Raw genomic sequence first — 18,533 nt, forward strand, 5'->3', positions numbered from 1 at the left:
GCTTTTGCAGGGCACGAATGATTCTTTTCAAGGTTCCTTCAAAAGAAATAACAGAGGGGACTCGTCAGAGAGTAAAACATCACATTGAAATTTTTCACCCGCAGCAGTCTTCCAGTCTGCATGATATGAATCTTTGAGGTTATTAATTTTAAGTGACTTGATTCGCAGCGTCAGCACTTTTTGAAGTGAGCTGTTATCAAACATCTTGAGTGGCATTTTCGGAAACGTTTGGGGTTCAATTTTGAAGCCTGGTGCTTTGATGATCCATTCGGTGAGTCCTGGAAGGCGTTCGGTATCGACCTCGTGAAAAAGAATCTCTGCTTGGGCTCCAAAGCTTAAACCCGTCTGTTTTTCCAATTCGGTCATGACCGCTTGCTGCTTTTGAGCTGCCCCGTGGAGAAAGGGAATGCTCATCAATGCCAGAATCATGAATGCAAAAATCCGCGCACAAAGCACGAATGGTTTGAGCATGCTTTTATTCATAATTAGGGATGAGCATACCACAGAGGAATCCGTGTGGGCGTTGATAAAATCGCCCTCCACCTACCCGCCAATCGCGATCATGCGCCGATTCGGCTGGTAGTTGTGGCGGAAGTCGTGTTCCTTGGGTTTACGGGAGACGACGTTTTGGAAGAAGGCGGCGAGTTCGGGGTCGGTGCAGCCGGCGCGGAGGACGGTGCGGAGGTCGAATTCGAGGTAGCTGCCGAGGCAGGGGCGGAGCTTGCCGTCGCAGGTGAGGCGGAGCTTGTTGCAGTTCTCGCAGAAGTGCAGGTTCGTCATCGCGCCGATGAAGCCGATCTTCTGGCCGGTGGCGGGGATGAGATGGTAGGCGGCGGGGCCGTTGGTCTTGAAATCGGGCAGGGGTGTGAGCGGGCCGGTGGTCTGCTCGACGAGCTGCTTGGCGATGCCGATGGGGAGGAAGTTGTCCTCACTCAGGACGTCCTGGGTGCTGACGGGCATGAGCTCGATGAAGCGGAGGAGGGCGTTTTTTTCCCGGGCGAAATGGATGAGGGCGGGCAGTTCGCGCTCGGTCTGGCCTTTCATGAGGACGCAGTTGAGCTTGATGGACTGGAAGCCGGCGGCGATGGCGGCGTCGATGCCTTCGAGGACGCGGGGCAGGAGATCGCGGCTGGTGGTGCGCTGGTAGGTGGCGCGATCGAGGGAATCGAGGGAGATGTTGGCGGTGCGGACGCCGGCTTTGACGAGGCGCTCGGCCATGGTGACGCCGTCTTCGAGTTTGGTGAGGAGGGTGCCGTTGGTGGAGATGCCGATGTCTTCGATGCCAGGGATCTGGGCGAGATCCGCGCAGAAACCGGCGACGCCGGGGCGGGTGAGGGGTTCGCCACCGGTGACGCGGATTTTTTTGATGCCGAGGGTGGCGCCGACGCGGACGGTGCGCAGGAGTTCCTCATAGCTGAGGGTTTCGTCCTTGGCGAACCAGGCCTGCTCCTCCTCGGGCATGCAGTACCGGCAGCGTTCGTTGCACCGGTCGGTGACGGAGACGCGCAGGTAGGAGATGCGATGGCCGAAGAGGTCTTCCACAGGAGGGGGTTCTAACCACAGACTACGCTTGGGCTCAAGCTTGGGTATGAAGTCAAAATCTTGAACGGGCGGCGATGGTGCGGGCGGAGAGCTTGCCTGCTATGGCCGCTTCTCAAAATGCATTTCCTTCATGGAGGGCATGAAGGACGTTCGATTTGCCGCAGAGGGGCAAAGAAGCAGAGGGGGCAGAGAATGAAATTTCGGAGTTCCCTTTATGCGGGCTGCAAAGGCAGGCGCATGGTGAAGGTGGTCTCGATGCCGGGGGAGCTGGTGAGTTCGATGGTGCCGCCGTGGGCCTCCACGGCGCGGCGGACGATGGAGAGGCCGAGGCCGGTGCCTTTCACCTGGGTGGAGGAGTGGTGCTTGTTCCCACGGTAGAAGCGCTTGAAGACGAAAGGCAGATCGTGCGCGGGGATGCCGATGCCGTTGTCGCTGACTTTGAGGATGCACTCGTCCTTTTTCCACTCTCCGGAGACGCGGATGACGAGGCCGGGCTTGGTGTTCTCCTTGATGGAGTTTTCGATGAGGTTGGTGAAGATCTGGTCCCAGTAAAAGCGGTCGCCAGTGAGCAGGCAGTCGCCCTTGGGGAAATCCAGCTCGATGCGGGCATCCCGCCCTTCGAGCATGGGTGCGAGGTGATCGGCGGCGTCCTCGGCGCAGTCATGCACATCGAAGGGCTCCTTGTTCAGGGAGCTGCTGGCGTCTTCGAGGCGTGAGATGGCAAGCATGTCCTCGATGATGCGGGCGATGCGCTTGCCATGCTTTTCCATGACATCGAGGCTGCGCTTCATCGTGGGGGATGATTTGGCCGAGTCTTCCTGCAGCATTTCGATGTAGCCGTTGATGAGGGTGAGCGGGGTGCGCAGCTCATGCGAGGCATTGGCCACGAAATCCCGGCGAATCTGCTCGGTCATGGCGGATTCGGTCACGTCCTGGATCATGAGCCAGGCACCGCCGCCCACGTCCAGGCCCAGCGGAGCGGCTTCGATGATGAAGTAACGACCGCCCAGATTGGACCCGGCGCCGACGTCTGAAGGCAGCATCTGGATGCGGCGGGTGGTGTGGCGCTTTTCGGCCATGGACTCCTGCACGAGGTCGGAGATCTGGTGGTCGCGCACATCCTCAATGAGCGGGCGTCCGACGTGGATCTCCTTGCGGTGGAGGAGCTTTTTCAGCGGCGCATTGGCGTAGCGGATGCGCAGGTGGTCATCCACCAGCACGAGGCCCTGGCTGATCTCATCGAGCAGGGATTCAAAGACGCGGCGCTGCTCGGCCTGCTGCTCCGCCTGCTGGCGGGCGAGCAGGACGGTGGTGGCATGCATGGGCAGCAGGTCCGCATCCCGCGCTCTCAGACCGAGGTTTTTGGCCACTCCCTCCCAGCGTTTCGTCCAGTGTTTCTCACGCCTAGCCCAGGCAAAAAGGCAGATGCCAAGCATCAGGGCGAGAAAGAGGGAAAGGGAGGTCATGCAGGCTGGGGGGCGGCGAGTTCCGTCTGGAACTGGAAGCCGGTGCCGCGAATGGTGACGATATGTTCGCCGGCTGCACCGAGTTTTTCACGCAGGCGCTTGATATGAGTGTCCAGAGTGCGGGTGGCGACGTCGCTGTTGTAGCCCCAGACATCGCGCAGGAGATCGGCGCGGCTGTGTACGGCGGTGTCGTTTTCCATGAGGGTGGTGAGCAGCTTGAACTCGATGGTGGTCAGGTCCAGGGCCGTGCCATCCAAAAAAAGCTTCATGTTTTTGCGGTCCAGCATGAAGCGGCCGCGCTGGATTTCCGACACGTGGGTGACCTTCTTCACACGGCGCAGCACCGCGCTGATGCGCAGGTAGAGCTCACGCGGGCTGAAGGGCTTGGTGAGGTAATCATCCGCGCCGAGTTCGAGGCCGGCGATCTTGTCGGTCACCTGGCCTTTGGCGGTGAGGATGATGACGGGGATGGCGGCGGTGCGGGTGTCTGCGCGGAGGCGCTTGAAGATCTGCATGCCGTCCAGTCCGGGCAGCATCAGGTCCAGCACAATGATTTCCGGCTGCTGAGCCAGCACGGCCGGCATGACCTGCAGACCGTTGCCGATGCAGATCGCCTCATGTCCTTCACGGTTGAGATGAAGGGAGATGAGTTCCGCGATGTCTGATTCATCCTCGACGATTAGTATCTTGCTCATGGAGTGGCTTTGTGATTTGGCCGTGCCATCGGCAAACTCATGATGGCAACGAAGGTGTCACATGGCAACAGTCTTGATTTCTTCCCAGATAACAAGCGTGACGGATTCGTCACGGTGACAAAGTTGGACTGCTTTAGGGGATGCGCTTCATCCTGCTTTCGTTCATTATCTCCCGAAATGAGGGTTCTCATCGTCACCGATACCTACCCGCCAGACATCAATGGCGTGGCGCGGACGCTGTACACCCTCGGGGCCGGGCTGGAACGCCGGGGGCATGTGGTGGAGGTGGTCACCACGGTGGAGGAGGAGGGAGCCGGCCTGCAGCGCCATGTGATGCACTCCATGCCGCTGCCGGGGTATCCGGGGCTGCGCTTTGGCTTTGCCTCCACCCGCCAGATGCTGGAGCTGTTTGACGCCTTCCGGCCGGACGTGCTGTATGTGGCCACGGAGACGCTGATGGGCATTTCCGCCATCCGTGCGGCGGGGAAGCGCGACATCCCGGTGGTGTCCGGCTTCCACACCAATTTTCAAAACTACCTGGAGGATTACCACCTGCCCGGACTGGAAACGGTGGCCCAGGGGGTGCTGCGGACGATCCACAACCAGACGGCGCGGACGCTGACCCCCTCCGCAGACACTGCCGCGATGCTGGAGCGCTGGGGCATTCAAAACGTGGGCGTGCTGGGGCGCGGGGTGGACACGGAGATGTTTGACCCGATTCGCCGTGATCCGGCGCTGCGGCAGAGCTGGGGCGCGGATGAGACCACTCCGGTGGCCATCTATGTGGGACGTGTGGCGGCGGAAAAGAACCTGGAGCTGGTGGTGCGCTCGTTTGATGTGTTCAAAGAGGTGCAGCCCAAGGCGCGCATGGTCATCGTGGGCAATGGGCCGCGTCTGGAGTCGCTGAAGGAGGAGCGGCCCGAGTTTCACTATGCCGGAGCGCGCACGGGGGCGGATCTGGCGGCGCACTATGCCTCGGGGGATGTGTTTCTCTTTCCCAGCATCACGGAAACGTTTGGCAATGTGGTGCTGGAGGCGATGGCGGCAGGGCTGGGCGTGGTGGCGTATGATTATGCGGCGCCGCGTTTGCTGATCCGCTCCGGAGAAAACGGCTGGCTGGCACCCTTCAATGAGGAGGGGGCCTTTCTGGCGCAGACCCGCGTGGCCGCCGCCGCATGGCAGAACGAGGCGCTGCGCTTTGCCGCCCGGCAGTCGGCGTTTGACCTGGGCTGGGAGCGGGTGATTGAACAATTTGAGCATGAGCTGGCCTCGGTGATGCCTAAAATGAACATTTTGATGTGATGAGTGAAGCAGCCCCAGTTCTCAATCCCGCCACCGGCAAGTCGAAGCTGCGCTTCAAAACCCTCTTCATTTCCGACGTGCATCTGGGCATGCCGGACAGCAAGGCGGCGCAGGCCTCCCACTTCCTGCGCAACTGCCTGTGCGACAAACTGGTGCTCAATGGCGACATCATTGACGCCTGGCACCTCCGCCGCATGGGTGGCTGGAACAAGGGGCACACCAACTTCATCCGTACCGTGCTGCGCAAGATGGAGAAGGAGAACACCGAGATCATCTACCTGCGCGGGAATCATGATGACGTGCTGGACCGCTTCATCCCGATCCAGTTTGAGCACTTCATCATCACGGACGAGCACATCCACCACACACCGAAGGGCGACTACCTTGTTGTGCATGGAGACGGCTTTGATGCCGTGAGCACGAACCATGCGTGGCTGGCGCAGCTCGGCGGGCTGGGGTATAATTTTCTCCTGCGCATCAACCGGCTGTACAATGCGTATCGCGGCCTGCGGGGGAAGGAGCCCTTCTCCTTCAGCGCGTGGGTGAAGCAGAAGGTGAAGTCCACCATCGGTGCGGTGGGCAAGTACGAGGAGCAGCTGCAAAACCTGGCCAAGCAGCGCGGCTGCATCGGCATCATCTGCGGGCACATCCACAAGGCGGACAACAAGATGGTGGGCAGCACGCATTACCTCAATTCCGGCGACTGGGTGGAGTCGATGACGGCCATCGGGGAGAATCTCGACGGCACCTTTGAGATCATCAGCTACCCCGAATTCTGCGAGCGCACCCACCGAGACCCCAAAGGCGAGGTGGAGGAAGAACTCCCGGCCCACATGGAATCTTCCGCAATTCCAATGTAGCGAAACCGTCACATTGAGTCATTTTAACAACCATGCACGAACACATCCTCTCCAGCTTCAACCATTCGCTCGACAAGCTCCGCGGCGACGTCCTGGCCATGGCCAGCATGGCGCGCAAGAATCTCGCCAGTGCGATGCGGGGGCTTTTGGAGCGTGACACCGACCTGTGCAACGCGGCCATCGCCGCCGATCAGGACGTGAACGAACTGGAGAAGAGCGTGGACAAACACGGCATGCAGATCCTGGTGAAGTTTCAGCCCACCGCGCATGACCTGCGGCAGGTGATGGGAACGATCCGCGTGGCGAACAATCTGGAGCGCATCGCTGATCAGGCATCGAGCATCGCCAAGCGCGCGCGCATCATCAACAACCTGCCCGAGTTTCCCGAGGTAAAGCTCATCCAGCCGGTGTATTCGCTGTGTGATCGCAATCTGGATCTCAGCCTGCAGGCCTTCCTCAATGCCGATCCCGATGCCGCAACCGCCGCGCGTCTGCTGGACAAGGAGCTGGATGCCGCTGAGAAATCCTTGGATCGCGAAATCATCTCCGTGATGGAATCGCACCACTCGGAGCTGGAAGGCTACATCCACCTCATCTTCGTGGCGCGGTTTCTGGAGCGCGTGGGCGACCATGCGAAGAACATCTGCGAAGACACGATCTTCATCGAGCGCGCCGAAGACATCCGCTTCAGCAAGGACAAGCGTGCGGAAGTGGCTGCGGCGTCAGTGGCCGGCATGTGAATCCGGGGATTAAAGTGCTTCCGAGCTTTAGCTCGGTCTGGAAGGAGCGGAGATTCCTGCGCTCCAGAACGAGCTAAAGCTCGAAAGCACTCTGGCCGTTCCGGCAACACCCCTCTCATTTCAACAGCAACGCATGTCTTCTTCCACACCTCCTGTTCTCAAGCTCGACCGCCCGTACCAAGCCATCCTGTTCGACATGGACGGCACCTTGCTGGATTCACGCGCCGCCGTGGAACGCGTCTGGCATGAATGGGCTGCCGGGCACGGACGTGATGCGGGCCCCGTGCTGGCCGTGTGTCATGGGCGGCGCACCATTGACACGGTGCGTGAGTTTGCCATTCCCGGTCTGGATGAGGAAGCGGAGGCGCGGAAGCTCGAAGCCTGGGAGATTGACGATACGGAAGGCGTCGTCGCCATTGCGGGTGCTGCGGAGCTTCTCGCGCGGCTGCCAGTCGGTCGCTTCGCCGTCGTCACCTCCGCCAGTCGTGCGCTGGCCACGCGGCGTCTCAAAGCGGCCGGTCTGCCCATTCCCGCGCTGATGATCAACGCCGAGATGGTGGCACACGGCAAGCCTGATCCCGAAGGCTATATGAAGGGCGCCGCGCTCTGCGGTACCACGGCCGACCAGTGCCTGGTCTTCGAAGACGCCCCAGCGGGCATCGAAGCCGGCCGCCGCGCTGGCAGCGATGTGGTTGCCATCACCGCCGCCCGTCCGTTTCCTTTTGAGGCGGGGTGTCTAGAGGTGCTGGATTACAACCACGTGCAGTTTGAGCTGGCGTAGGAGCCCGTGAAACGGCTGCTGCCAGCAAGGTTTCTTGCTCGCGTCCGCTGGACGCTAAAGAGGAAGTTCCTGGCCTTGGAAACGGCGGAAAAAGGCATGACGTCTTTCCTCCTCGGTGGTGGCGTTCGGCAGATTGCTCCAGGCGAGCTCACGCGCGGTTGCCATCATGTCCAAGCCCATCAAAAACCGCTCTTCCTGAGTCTTGCGCATCATGGCCGTAAAGATCAAAGTGTTGATCTCGGGCGCGGTGTCCTTCACGGCAAAACCCGTGTCAGCATATCTGTCAGGTTCAATGCGGCTGACCATTGGCGTAAATACTCGGTGTCGCAGCCTGTCGCAATCAAGTTTTCGACATCGGCAAGCTGCCGTTCAGACAGAGATTCCTGAGCCCAGTGAAGCTTGGAAAGGATGAGGTCTTCCTTGCTTACCACCCAGAGATCGAAGTCTGTGACACGCAGCCGGACGCGTCGGGTGAACTCATGCAGCCGATAGTCGTCCTGCTTGCGAATCATGAAGTCCACTTTGATCAGCGTCTCCTGATGGATAGCATTGAAGCTGTTTTGATGGAGCACGGCCTCACGCGCCGCATCTTCGGACACATAATATTTTGGCCCCAGTACGCTGGCGATCCGGCTGGCATCCTTCATCACAAAAGCGACCACCAGATCAATGTCTCGCGTCATGCGCGGCTGGGCATAGCTGTTCAGGGCCACCGATCCCGTCAGCATGTAGTCGATGCCTGCCGCCTCCAGCCGGGTCACAATATCACGCAAAGTTTGCAGCTCTTCAGTCATGCTTGAAGCAGTCTTGCGTGTTTTCTGCACTGCTATCAAGAATGAGCTGAAATACTTGAATGATTTTTCAGCTTCCTCTTCTGCCCGCAGGCGGATATCGCACGACCAAAGAATGATGCTGACATGGGGGCGGATTTGTGAACAATCGTGGGTGATCAAAGATCCAATCCAACCATGAGCGCCACCGCCGAGTTTCCGGCCCTTTCCTTCACCTGTCCCAAGCTCTGGGCGCAGATGGATGGGAATGAGAAGACGCGCTTCTGTGATGTGTGCCAGAAGAACGTGCACAACCTTTCGATGATGAATGTGGAGGAACGCCAGGCGCTGCTGGCGGGCACGGGAGAAAGTCCCTGTGTGGCCTACTTCAAGTATTTGAACGGCACGCCTATAGACGTGACTGCGCTGCGTGATGGAAATTCACTCAAGAAGAAACTGACGAAGGCGGCGCTGGTGTCGATGAGTGCCGTGGGGTTGGGTTCCATTGCGGTAAACGCCACGACCCTGCTGGAAATGGCCATCAAAGATCAAGAAGCTCCAACAACTGGCAGGGGAGGTGACAGCAGGTACATGATGATAACGGGGGTGCCCTGTCCTCCTCCTGGATATGTCCCACCGCCTTTGCCGCCGGGCTGGCCGGGACCACCGCTAGGTGGGATGCCGGGTGGACTGCCGCCGTCAGGGCTGTAGCAGTTAGGTAGGCAAATCACAAAACTCAGTTGGAACTGGCCTGTCTGACGGAATGGGCGAATCAAAAAAAAGCGCTGTGTTTCCACAGCGCCCTGGCTTGAATCAAACTGACTTTATCCTCAAGGAATGTTGCCGGGAGTGGAGACGCCTTCTTCGAGTTTGAGGGCCCACTTGATGCCGGCGAGGATCATTTCCTGATAGGTCTCGGCGATCTCGGGGCTGTTCTTGCGCTCCTTGGTGTCGGCTTTCCAGGTGGGGTCCCAGACGTCTTCGCGGTGGCCGAGGGAGTTGTAGTAGACACGGCCTGCGCCGACTTCCTTGCACCAGGAGACGGGGTAGTAGCGGCCTTTCTGGGCTTCGACATCCTTCAGGTCGGCATCCTTCTTGGGGTCTTCGATGTTCTTTGCCTTCCGCTGCGCGGCTTCGGCCTTCATCTGCTCCAGGTTGGGATGGGTGTTCAGACCGAGGAGGCCGTGGACCTTGGCTTTGTCGAAGGTCTTGATGATGTAGATCTCATCGAAGACTTTCCAGCCGAGGGGGACGGTCTTGGTGATGGGATGGGCGGGGTCGTGAACGACGGGCTGGATTTCGACCTGGGATTTGTGGGTTTCGAATTCGCCGCCGAGCATGTCGATGTAGCCACGGAAGGGGTGGTAGGTGTCGGAGCCGGAGTGCATGGCGATGAAGGCCTTGCCGCCTTCGATGAGCTTGATGAAGCCGTCGCGGTCAGGGAGGAGGAGGTCGCCGGTGGTGTTGGCGAAGACGAAGCCGTCGTAGCCTTTGATTTTTTCGAGCGCCATCTTGTCGGCCATGTAGGCTTTGATCTTGTCGTTCCAGATCTTGTTGGCCTCATTGAAGTCTGCGGAGGCCTTGCTGAAGGCTTCGGCCTTGGCCTTGAAGGATTCGTCGGTGTCCTTTGGCCCGCGCTCCGGCGCCTTGCCTGGATTCTTTGGCTGGCCTTCGGGCTGATGAACGAAATCGACGGTGAAGGCACCGGACTTGGCGCCGAGTTCGGCGAGGACTTTCTCGGCGGTTTCGATGGAGGAATGACGGAAGCCAGTGGTGACAGTGACGACGAGGAGCTTCTTCGGCTCCGCGTAAGCGGAAAGCGAGAGAGCTGCGACAAACAGGAGCGTGAGGCGTTTGATCATGGGTGGAAGAGGCAAACGTGGCGTGGCGCGGATGTTTTGCAGGCGGAAAGTGAGGCGAAGTGAATGACGAATACGGGAACTGAAGCAGCACAGCTTGGAGGGACTGGCGGTATGCAGACTGCAGGAGGACTGCAAACTGGGAACTGAAAACTGAGAAATGAAAATTGAACAGAGCCGCAAAGAGCGGACTGTGGACACACGGAACAGCGAACTGGGAACGATGGAGGGAATCGTTTAGAAGTAGATGCTCAGCGTCACGGAGCCGAAGAGCTGGCCTTCGGGCTGGCCTTTGAACTCGCGGGTGCGGTAGATGAAGGCGTAGCTGAGCTTGGAGTTGCGCCAGTTCATGGCGAAGCCCAGGGAGAGATCGGCGACGAAGATGTTTTTGTCCACGGAGTGGCTGCTGCGGAAGGTGTTGCCATCGAGGAAGATGTTGCGGGCGACGGCGCGGCCTTCAGCGCGGGCAAACATGTGCATGCCAAAGCGGTGGGCCCAGGAGCGGGCGGCGGAACCTTCCACCGGAGTGGGCGTGGTGGCCGAGTCACTGATGGCACCGGTGCCGAAGTCATCGGGCAGATTGTAGCCAAAGCGGTACTCGCCGCCGATGGTGCCGAGCGTGTACACATTGCCGAGCGTGGCACCCACGTAGGGGAGGAAATCACAGGCAAGGCCGCTGCCTTCAGGATTGCTGCGGAAGCGCCATTTGCCCTCGTAGGCTGCGGTGACGCCGACTTCATTGCGGAGCTGGTTGTCCCAGCCCTGTGGGGAGCGCTGGCCGAGGGCATGATGCACGGCATGCTGCGTTTCTTCTCCCATGGCCCAGGGGCCGATGACGCCGATGTTGAAGACGAGGGTGTTTTTGACGTGGGGCTTTTTCCACACGAGGCCGAGGCCGGTGTAGAGCCAGGCGGCATAGGGCCGCTCATTGGGCACGAGGGTGTTGGCCTGTGTGTTTACGGGAGTGAAAAGGCTCTGGCCGGATGGAGATGGCTACATTGCGCGTGTAGCTGGAGTCTCCGGTGCCGGGGGCATCATCGAAGACGCCGGCGAGGCCGCCTGCCGTGGGGTCGTCACTGAAGCGATTGATGTTGGGCGAGGTCCAGCTGATGCGCGCACCATTGGTGTAATCCCGGTCCGTGTCGGCAAAGGTGTCGTTTTCAAAATAGAAGGTGAGCGCGCCGAAATGCGCCGGGCTCACATCATGCGATATCCGGGCGGGATCGATGCCCTGTGATGGCTGGTTAGGGTTCACATCTTGTGCAAGCTGGGCCAGCACCAGATGGGGGAGGGCGAAAAAGGCGACAAGGGAGAGCGCGGTTTTCATGCGCGGAAAGAAATTACTATAACCCGTGGGCGCACGTCCATCGTAAAAGGGAAGCTGGGCGGATGTGCCCAAGATCAGAAATTTTCTGTTAAGGCTGTCACGGTTGGGCTCATATCTGCAACAGGCGACGAAAAAGCGATTTCCAGTGCGTTTGTGTGGGATGAAATCATTCTTCTGCTTTCTGTTTCTCTCCCTGTCTGGGGTGATGTCTCATGCGCAAACGGCCGCACCGGTGACGGTGGACGCGGGCAAACATCCCAATTTGCAAGCCGCGCTGGATGCCCTGCCGGCAGCCGGGGGGCTGGTGACCATCCCGCCGGGGAACTATGAGATCACCGAGCCGCTGCGGGTGAAGACGGCGGAGACGCGCATCGTGGGCAGTGGTGCAGCGACGCACATCCTCAACAAGAATGAAGCAGGCGCCCCCGCCTTCATCCTGCGCCCGCCGAATCTCGACACGGACAAGAAGGCGCAGCTCTGGCGCGTGCAGATGGCGGACCTGCGAGTGAGCGGCAATGAGAAGAGCGGCGACGGCATCTTTGCCGAAGGCATCCAGGAGATCTATTTCGAAGGCGTGTCGGTGGATCACCACGGCGGCCATGGCATCCACATGGTGAACTGCACGGAAGATCCGCGCGTGGCGGACTGCATCCTCACTTACAACAAGAAGAGCGGGATCGAGATCCTCGGCGGGCATGACATCGTGGTGAACGCGAACCACTTTGAAGAGAACTGGGACGGACTGCGCTGCATCGACGCCTTCAACCTGTGCATGAACGGCAACAACATCGACGACCACCTGGGGAATGGAGTCATCATTGAGAACACCTACGGCTCGGTGCTCAGCGGCAACATGATCGAGGAGTGCAATGGCACGGCGGTCATCCTGGACCGCGACTGCTATGGGATCACCCTGAGTGCGAACGTGATCGCCCATCATCTGCAGGGTGGCATTGATCTGCGGGATGCCTGCGGCTGCACGCTGAGCGCCAACACCTTTGTGCTGGCCCATGAGTTTTCGGTAAGGGTGGGGAAGGATTCCGAGCGCAACACGATCAGCGGCAACACCTTCTGCAACACCTACATCGGGGCAGGGAAGGACAAGCGCCCTGCTGAGGCGAAAACGCCGATGGGGATCGATGCAGGGACGGGTGTGCTGATTGAGGAAGGGGTCAATGGACTGGTTCTCAATGGGAATACATTTTCCGGGTTGTCCACCGCAGCGGTATGGAGTAGGGGAGTGGTGAAGAATGTCATGATCACATGCAACCTTTGCATGGATATTGGCCGTAAACTTGCTAAGAAGAGTGCTGGCTTCGCCTTGACGCCCAACTCAGGTGTCTTGATCAAAGACAACCTTGACGAAAACACAACCTCCGCCCCCTGAACCCCCATGCTTGATGTGCAGCGCAATCGAGGCGCCAAGCATCGTGAAGAGATCGACTTCACGCGCAAGCTCATGTGGGCACACATGATTTTCGGAGCGGTGGTGATCACGTTGTTTTTGTTTCACGAGGTGTTTCGCTGGTTCGCCGGATCCCTGGTCTGGTATGGGCTGAGTCTGGTGGTGATGTATGGCTTCATGAACGGGCAGCGGTCCTGCCGCTGGCTGCTGGCGCTGGTGTTTCTCGCAGGGGCAGGTGCGGGCCTGTATTTCCTGAGCCGCGTCCTGCCAGACACCACGGAGCCAAGAGCAGCCTTGGTGCCGCATGCGGTGATCCCACTGTGGGTGGGACTGGCCAATGTGACCTACTCCCTTGGAGCGATGTTTGTACTCTTCAGCCCACGCATCCGCCGCGCGGGGGAGACGGGGTTTGTGCTGTGGTGAGCCTGACTTTTTCAGGATGGGGGTGCGCTACTCCGCCGCCCCTCGGTGTCTCAGGCGGCCCTTGCGAGCACTGGCTGTAATTTGTCAAATTCGTGGAGAGCCATGCCCACGACCTGGTCCATGTTGTAATAGCGGTAGGTGGCGAGGCGGCCGATGAAACTCACCCCGGGGGTGGCGGCTGCGAGTGCGGCGTACTGGGCATAGAGCCGGCTGTTCTCCGCAGTGGGCACGGGATAGTAAGGTTCTTTTCCGGGGGCGTATTCGTCCGGATATTCGTAAATGATCGAAGTATTGTCGCAGCTTTGCCGGGTGGCATGCTTGATCTCCACAATGCGGGTGTAGGCGTGGTCGTTGGGGTAGTTCACCTGCATGGCTGGCTGCCAGAAGCCTTTTTTGCCAGAAATGGGGAGCCTGGCGGCGAGTGCGTCGGCGTCAAAGGACTGGGTCTCAAACCTGAGCGAGCGATAGGGGAGGGGACCGAAGCGGAAGTCAAAATATTCGTCAATAGGACCGGTGTAAACAATGTGCCGGGCCTTGAGTTCTGGCAGGAGCTCGCGGTAGTCAGTGCGGAGGAGGATCTGCACTCCGGGGCTGGCTGCGATCATGTTTTGAAAAAGCCGGTGGTAACCTGCGGCGGGCAGCGCCTGGAATGATTCGCTAAGATACCGGTCATCCCGGTTGGTCCGGACGGGGATGCGGCCACAAACGCTGGCGTCGAGTTCACGGGGGTGTTTTTTCCACTGCTTGAGCGTGTAGCCCTTGAAGAATTTTTCATACAGCTCCCACCCCACCTGCGAGATGATGACTTCTTCTGAATTTGCAGGCGAGGCGATGTTGACGCGCTTTTGATCCAGATAGGCCTTGAACTCATCCTCCGTGGAAGGCCGTCCGATGAGCTCCTCGAAAGTGTTGAGATTGATGGGGAAGTGCCAGTAGCGGCCTTCGGCAAAGGAGCGGATCTCGTAACTGGTGGGCAGCCAGCTGGTGAACCGGGAGAGATAGTCCACTATCTTGGCGCTGTTTGAGCGGAAGTAGTGCGGACCGTAAACATGGGTGAGCACGCCCGCGTCATTGTAGGCGTCATGGGCGTTTCCGCCCACATGGGCGCGCTTGTCCACCACAAGGCATCGCAGCCCGAGGGCGTTGGAGAGCCGCTCCGCCATCACCAGGCCTGAAAAGCCCGCGCCTACGATGAGAACGTCCGTTTCCATGTGAGCATCACGGGTGCGGGACTTTGCTAAAACGCACCACGACAAGCCGTGCGGCATCCAGGCCGCGCTGCGCCGTCGCCGCTGGGTGATGCTTCAAATAGCCGGCCGAGGCCATGGCCAGGGGAACCACTTCATCTTGTGAAAATCCAGCCGCCTGCATCTCCTGCAGTATCCATGGCGCGACTTTTGAGTAGGAGAAGCCGGAGCTGTCATGGATGTACACGGCTTCCGTTGCAACCTGAAGCCTGGAATGCACACCGCTGAGCACGGCTGCATTGATGCCCGGATAGAAGGGTGCCATGTGCATTTTCGTGACGCGTTCAGGGAAGAGGCTGATGAGATTGAGCCCCACGGGATCATGGCAATAAAAGGCGACGACGTTGGAGTTGGACAAGATCAGTGCGCCTGGCTGCCGCGTGCGTATGTCCCTGACGACATCTCCGGTGGGAACGAGCCAGCGGTAGGTGAGCCAGCCGTCGCGGCGGACAAGGTTGAACAGGCTGCCGGCCAGGGCAAGGAGTGCCGCCGAGAGAAAGACCTGTTTCACCCGCCGCTGGAAGTGAGGGCTGCTGTGCGTGATGGATGCCAGGGCGATGCCGGCCTGCAGCGCGAGGAATGGCGTGAAGATGAGCAGACGCTTGGTCCAGATGACGTTTTTTGCCACCATCAGTCCGAGGATGGCCGCCACGAGCACCGTGAGAAACAGCGTCTTGCGGCGGGTGGAGACGGCGAGCAGGAGGACGGCCAGGGCGGCCACAGCGACGGGCAGCGAGACCCACCACTCAAACGGCGTGGAGACTTCGCCGGCAAAGATGGCATACAGCGACGCCACTGTGTAAGGCAGATAAAAGGACGAAGCCGAAATGCCGAGCTGATGGATGAACACCGTCAGCCATGGCAGATAGCAAAGGCCGATCAAAGCCCATGCGGCGATGAGCCAGAGCCAGGGCTCTTTTTTGACGCCTCTGACGGCCAGGAGGGCGAGGCCCTGGGCCAGAAACACCGCCGGAGCGCTGTAATTGCAGTACCACATGGCCGCGCCAGAAACGACGTAGGCGGCGAAGCGCCACGGCCTGAACTGAAAGGCCGCGCCAGGCAGCCGGCCGGGCAGATCCAGCCCGGAAAGCAGGGCGTGGAGGTTCCACGCCGTGAGCGCGGCAAACATGGAATACCAGCGAATGGCGGATGGAAACATCCAGTGGTAGGGCATCCACGCCGCCAGCGCGAGCACCCACCATCCCTCCCGCCGTCCGCCCCAGCGCATGGCGCACCTGAACAGGCCCCAGAGAGCGAGGAGCCAGCAAAGGATGGAGAGGAGGCGCAGTCTGAACGGCTCATAGCCTGCCCAGTGCTGCCAGCAGTGAAGGACGACGTCATAGAGCGGCGGGTCCTCGTGAATGTTGGACGCCATGAGCTGGAGGAGGCTAGGCAGCGGCTCTCTTGCCAGAAAGAATCCGTTGGTTTCGTCATCCCAGACGGTGGTGCTGGCGGCGTTCCAGCAAAGGAGCGCCAACCCGGCGAGGAGCAGCAGTTGGAACCAGCGGAGGGAGGAAAAAAATTTCATTTCAAATGCAGGAGATCACGCAGCTGGCGCACCATTTCCAGGGCGCGCGAGGCAAATTTGCCCAGGGGCACGGAGGGCTCGCCGCCGTACCGCTCACGGAAGCGGATGGACACGGTGCCCTGCCTCACTCCAGGCTGATGCCTGAGCAGGACGGCAAGGGCCACATTGGCCAGGAAAAACTTTTCGTGAATGCGGCCGACGGCGGCTGCACAGGCCTTGGTGCGCATCAGCCGGTAGGGCACATTGGCGTCGGCGCAATTGGCGCGGGCAAAAAGCAGCAGCGTGAGGCGCAGCACCATGCTGGCGATGACGCGGCGCATGCCGTCGTCGCGCCGCCTGCGCACGCCGTAGATCACGTCGTATTTTTCGCGGTTGCGCCAGAAGCGGAAAAAGTACTGCGGGTCGCACTGCCCGTCTGAATCAAGCTGAAAAACATAGGGTATGCCGCGCTCGATGGCGATCCGGTAGCCCTGGAGGCAGCTCTGGCCATGGCCGCGGTTTTCGCGCTGAATGACTTCGAGCCTGGCGCCGTATCTGGACTGTAGCTGGGTGAGAATGACGCCGGTTTCGTCGGTGGAGCCGTCATTGATGACCAGGAAGACAAAATGTGACGTCCAGTTTTCAATCTCGCTGAACCATTCGTTCACCACCTTGCGGATGGAGGCGCACTCATTGTACACGGGCATGACCAGGAGAAGCTCGGTGGAATCAACGTTCATGCGGTGTGTTGGAGAGGGAAGCGAAGCTCGTTTGCAGGCCTGAAGCGCATGGAGCGGACGGTTGTGCTTTCGAGGGCAGGCGGCCTGAGGTTTAGCTTCGGGAAAAGTTTGCGCAAGAGCTTTGCTCTGCGCGGTGTCATTCGCGGCCGGCACCATGGCTGGATGCCGTATGCAACGGTGTTGATTGCTGACGATATTGTCACCTGCAGAGCAGGAGAAACCGAGCTTTTTGGGAGTGCGGTGAGTTCTTCCTTGGAAAACAACAACGCCGAAGAGATGGCTCTTCGGCGTGTTGGTGTGATTTAGATGATCTTCTCCTGAAGCTTTCTTACTTCTTGCGGTCGCGGATCGCGCCGGTTTTGAGGCGGAGGCCGTTGAGGCGGATGAAGCCGGTGGCGTCGTCCTGGTTGTAGGCCTTCGTGGGGTCGGCTTCCATGGTGGCGATCTGCGGATTGTAGAGGCTGAAGACGCTCTTGCGGCCGGCGGGGATGATGTTGCCTTTGTAGAGCTTCACACGCACGGTGCCGCTGACTTTCTTCTGGCTCTCGGTGACGAGGGCCTGGAGGGCGAGGCGCTCCGGAGCATACCAGAAGCCGTTGTACACCAGGGTGGCGTATTTCGGGATCAGGCTGTCACGCAGGTGCATGACTTCGCGGTCCATGGTGAGGCTTTCGATCTGGCGGTGGGCGAAGTGCAGGATGCTGCCGCCGGGGGTTTCATACACGCCGCGGCTCTTCATGCCGACGAAGCGGTTTTCCACCATGTCCACGCGGCCGACGCCGTGCTTGCCGCCGAGCTTGTTGAGGAGCTTCATGACGCCGAGAGGGGAGAGGAGCTTGCCGTTGACGGCGATGCAGTTGCCCTTTTCGAATTCGAGGATGACGGTTTCAGCCTTGTCCGGAGCGTCTTCGGGGAAGACGGAGAGGGTGTTGAAGTAGCCTTTGTTCTTCGGATCGCTGGCGTCAAACCAAGGGTCTTCGAGGATGCCGGCCTCATAGCTGATGTGCAGGAGGTTGCGGTCCATCGAGAAGGGCTTCTTGGCGCTGGCCTGGACGGGGATTTTTTTCTCGTCGCAGTAGGCGATCATCTCGGCACGGCCGGGGAACTGGGTGCGGAAGCGCTCATCGCGCCATGGGGCGATGATTTCGATCTCGGGGGCGAGGGCTGCGGCAGTGAGCTCAAAGCGGACCTGGTCGTTGCCTTTGCCGGTGGCGCCGTGGGCGATGAAGCCGGCCTTTTCAGCCTTGGCGATCTCCACCATGCGCTTGGCGATGAGGGGGCGGGCGATGCTGGTGCCGAGGAAGTACTCGCCTTCGTAGATGGCTCCGGCCTGGATCATCGGGAAGATGAAATCGGTGGCAAACTCCTCTTGCAGGTCGTCGATGTAGATCTTCGAAGCCCCGGTCTTTTTGGCCTTGGCGTTCAGGCCTTTCAGTTCATCGTCCTGGCCGACGTTGGCGCAGAAGGCGATGACCTCGGCGTTGTAGGTTTCCTTGATCCAGGAGAGAAGGACGGAGGTGTCGAGGCCGCCGGAGTATGCGAGAACGATTTTTTTGCTCATATTTGCCACTTTTTTGAGGGGGCGCGGAGAATAAGGGCAATCGAAGGTGTGTCGAGCTCCGGAGTGCGCCTTTTTACAAAATTGAGGGGATGAAAAATGGTTGTTTAGGGAAACTTAAATAAATGCGTTCTTTCTATTGAAATTATAATGAGTATTGCTAAGCTGACTTTATTCGCAAAAATTACATGGGTCTTCCTCTGGAATACAGCAGTTCTTCGAATGTTTCTAAAGAAACAGGCGGGTCGACTGCCTCGATTCTCCGCGCTGCTGCGTGGCTGAGGAGGCGCTGTGCCCGGGGCCTGCGCTCA

At 59.5% G+C, this 18,533-nt stretch carries 21 protein-coding genes; 8 read left to right on the plus strand and 13 right to left on the minus strand.

Going from position 1 to position 18,533, the window contains the following annotated elements:
• Positions 1-27 precede the first annotated feature (27 nt).
• The 4 genes from AC24GY_RS22095 to AC24GY_RS22110 all read right to left on the minus strand — a co-directional run bounded on the left by AC24GY_RS22095 (position 28) and on the right by AC24GY_RS22110 (position 3,703).
• Entirely contained in the window at positions 28-471 is a 444-nt protein-coding gene (locus AC24GY_RS22095; protein ID WP_487687289.1) for a hypothetical protein, read from the minus strand.
• A 72-nt stretch (positions 472-543) separates the two neighbouring features.
• Positions 544-1,542 carry a GTP 3',8-cyclase MoaA gene (moaA, locus tag AC24GY_RS22100; protein ID WP_487687292.1) on the minus strand — a complete coding sequence of 333 codons (999 nt, stop codon included), beginning with the start codon at positions 1,540-1,542 and terminating at the stop codon, positions 544-546.
• A 212-nt stretch (positions 1,543-1,754) separates the two neighbouring features.
• Positions 1,755-3,008, minus strand: coding sequence for a sensor histidine kinase (locus AC24GY_RS22105; protein WP_487687295.1), 1,254 nt, complete (start codon positions 3,006-3,008; stop codon positions 1,755-1,757).
• Positions 3,005-3,703: a response regulator gene (locus tag AC24GY_RS22110; RefSeq protein WP_487687297.1), complete on the minus strand. Its 699-nt coding sequence runs from the start codon at positions 3,701-3,703 to the stop codon at positions 3,005-3,007. Before AC24GY_RS22110 ends, AC24GY_RS22105 begins: the two co-directional genes overlap by 4 nt.
• A gap of 177 nt (positions 3,704-3,880) precedes the next feature.
• Here AC24GY_RS22110 and AC24GY_RS22115 point away from each other — a divergent pair, with 177 nt between their 5' ends.
• The 4 genes from AC24GY_RS22115 (at position 3,881) to AC24GY_RS22130 (ending at position 7,386) form a co-directional block, all read left to right on the plus strand.
• The gene (locus AC24GY_RS22115; RefSeq protein WP_422317387.1) at positions 3,881-5,005 is read left to right on the plus strand and encodes a glycosyltransferase family 4 protein; all 1,125 of its coding nucleotides are present in this window, start codon (positions 3,881-3,883) and stop codon (positions 5,003-5,005) included.
• Entirely contained in the window at positions 5,005-5,865 is an 861-nt protein-coding gene (locus AC24GY_RS22120; RefSeq protein WP_422317385.1) for a UDP-2,3-diacylglucosamine diphosphatase, read from the plus strand. Before AC24GY_RS22115 ends, AC24GY_RS22120 begins: the two co-directional genes overlap by 1 nt.
• Positions 5,866-5,897: 32 nt before the next feature.
• Positions 5,898-6,605, plus strand: coding sequence for a phosphate signaling complex protein PhoU (gene phoU / locus AC24GY_RS22125; RefSeq protein ID WP_422317383.1), 708 nt, complete (start codon positions 5,898-5,900; stop codon positions 6,603-6,605).
• A 133-nt stretch (positions 6,606-6,738) separates the two neighbouring features.
• A complete protein-coding gene (locus AC24GY_RS22130; RefSeq protein WP_487687301.1) occupies positions 6,739-7,386 on the plus strand; it encodes an HAD-IA family hydrolase in 648 nt (215 codons plus the stop codon).
• Positions 7,387-7,440: 54 nt separating this feature from the next.
• On the opposite strand, the gene AC24GY_RS22135 is transcribed toward AC24GY_RS22130, so the two are convergent.
• Positions 7,441-7,644 carry a hypothetical protein gene (locus AC24GY_RS22135; RefSeq protein WP_487687303.1) on the minus strand — a complete coding sequence of 68 codons (204 nt, stop codon included), beginning with the start codon at positions 7,642-7,644 and terminating at the stop codon, positions 7,441-7,443.
• Positions 7,641-8,339 carry a nucleotidyl transferase AbiEii/AbiGii toxin family protein gene (locus tag AC24GY_RS22140; RefSeq protein ID WP_487687305.1) on the minus strand — a complete coding sequence of 233 codons (699 nt, stop codon included), beginning with the start codon at positions 8,337-8,339 and terminating at the stop codon, positions 7,641-7,643. Before AC24GY_RS22140 ends, AC24GY_RS22135 begins: the two co-directional genes overlap by 4 nt.
• Positions 8,340-8,354: 15 nt before the next feature.
• On the opposite strand from AC24GY_RS22140, the gene AC24GY_RS22145 reads away from it, so the two are divergent.
• Positions 8,355-8,867 carry a hypothetical protein gene (locus tag AC24GY_RS22145; RefSeq protein ID WP_487687308.1) on the plus strand — a complete coding sequence of 171 codons (513 nt, stop codon included), beginning with the start codon at positions 8,355-8,357 and terminating at the stop codon, positions 8,865-8,867.
• A gap of 119 nt (positions 8,868-8,986) precedes the next feature.
• On the opposite strand, the gene AC24GY_RS22150 is transcribed toward AC24GY_RS22145, so the two are convergent.
• From AC24GY_RS22150 to AC24GY_RS22160, 3 genes are all read right to left on the minus strand, one after another.
• Positions 8,987-10,018, minus strand: a complete 1,032-nt coding sequence (locus tag AC24GY_RS22150) for a ThuA domain-containing protein (protein WP_487687311.1) — start codon at positions 10,016-10,018, stop codon at positions 8,987-8,989.
• A 234-nt stretch (positions 10,019-10,252) separates the two neighbouring features.
• A complete protein-coding gene (locus AC24GY_RS22155) occupies positions 10,253-10,951 on the minus strand; it encodes a lipid A deacylase LpxR family protein (protein ID WP_487687313.1) in 699 nt (232 codons plus the stop codon).
• Positions 10,941-11,342: a lipid A-modifier LpxR family protein gene (locus AC24GY_RS22160; RefSeq protein ID WP_487687316.1), complete on the minus strand. Its 402-nt coding sequence runs from the start codon at positions 11,340-11,342 to the stop codon at positions 10,941-10,943. The genes AC24GY_RS22155 and AC24GY_RS22160 overlap by 11 nt, the downstream gene beginning before the upstream one ends.
• Positions 11,343-11,502: 160 nt before the next feature.
• Between AC24GY_RS22160 and AC24GY_RS22165 the strand changes: the two genes are divergently transcribed.
• Both AC24GY_RS22165 and AC24GY_RS22170 read left to right on the plus strand, forming a co-directional pair.
• On the plus strand, positions 11,503-12,729 hold the full coding sequence (locus AC24GY_RS22165; RefSeq protein WP_487687318.1) for a right-handed parallel beta-helix repeat-containing protein: 1,227 nt from the start codon (positions 11,503-11,505) through the stop codon (positions 12,727-12,729).
• 6 nt (positions 12,730-12,735) lie between these two features.
• Positions 12,736-13,170: a hypothetical protein gene (locus AC24GY_RS22170; protein WP_422322303.1), complete on the plus strand. Its 435-nt coding sequence runs from the start codon at positions 12,736-12,738 to the stop codon at positions 13,168-13,170.
• 50 nt (positions 13,171-13,220) lie between these two features.
• Here AC24GY_RS22170 and AC24GY_RS22175 read toward each other — a convergent pair whose 3' ends face one another.
• From AC24GY_RS22175 to AC24GY_RS22185, 3 genes are read right to left on the minus strand one after another with little or no spacing between them, the layout of a single operon-like run.
• Positions 13,221-14,381 carry a UDP-galactopyranose/dTDP-fucopyranose mutase family protein gene (locus tag AC24GY_RS22175; protein WP_487687321.1) on the minus strand — a complete coding sequence of 387 codons (1,161 nt, stop codon included), beginning with the start codon at positions 14,379-14,381 and terminating at the stop codon, positions 13,221-13,223.
• A gap of 7 nt (positions 14,382-14,388) precedes the next feature.
• Positions 14,389-15,945, minus strand: a complete 1,557-nt coding sequence (locus AC24GY_RS22180) for a glycosyltransferase family 39 protein (protein WP_487687324.1) — start codon at positions 15,943-15,945, stop codon at positions 14,389-14,391.
• Positions 15,942-16,664: a glycosyltransferase family 2 protein gene (locus tag AC24GY_RS22185; protein WP_487687327.1), complete on the minus strand. Its 723-nt coding sequence runs from the start codon at positions 16,662-16,664 to the stop codon at positions 15,942-15,944. The genes AC24GY_RS22180 and AC24GY_RS22185 overlap by 4 nt, the downstream gene beginning before the upstream one ends.
• 48 nt (positions 16,665-16,712) lie before the next feature.
• Here AC24GY_RS22185 and AC24GY_RS22190 point away from each other — a divergent pair, with 48 nt between their 5' ends.
• Positions 16,713-16,970, plus strand: coding sequence for a hypothetical protein (locus AC24GY_RS22190; protein WP_487687330.1), 258 nt, complete (start codon positions 16,713-16,715; stop codon positions 16,968-16,970).
• 22 nt (positions 16,971-16,992) lie between these two features.
• Here the strand turns inward: AC24GY_RS22190 and AC24GY_RS22195 are convergent, their stop codons facing one another.
• Positions 16,993-18,225, minus strand: a complete 1,233-nt coding sequence (locus AC24GY_RS22195) for an argininosuccinate synthase (protein ID WP_397383789.1) — start codon at positions 18,223-18,225, stop codon at positions 16,993-16,995.
• Between the last annotated feature and the right edge of the window lie 308 nt (positions 18,226-18,533).

The sequence above is a fragment of the Prosthecobacter sp. Pr1 genome, assembly GCF_057652315.1.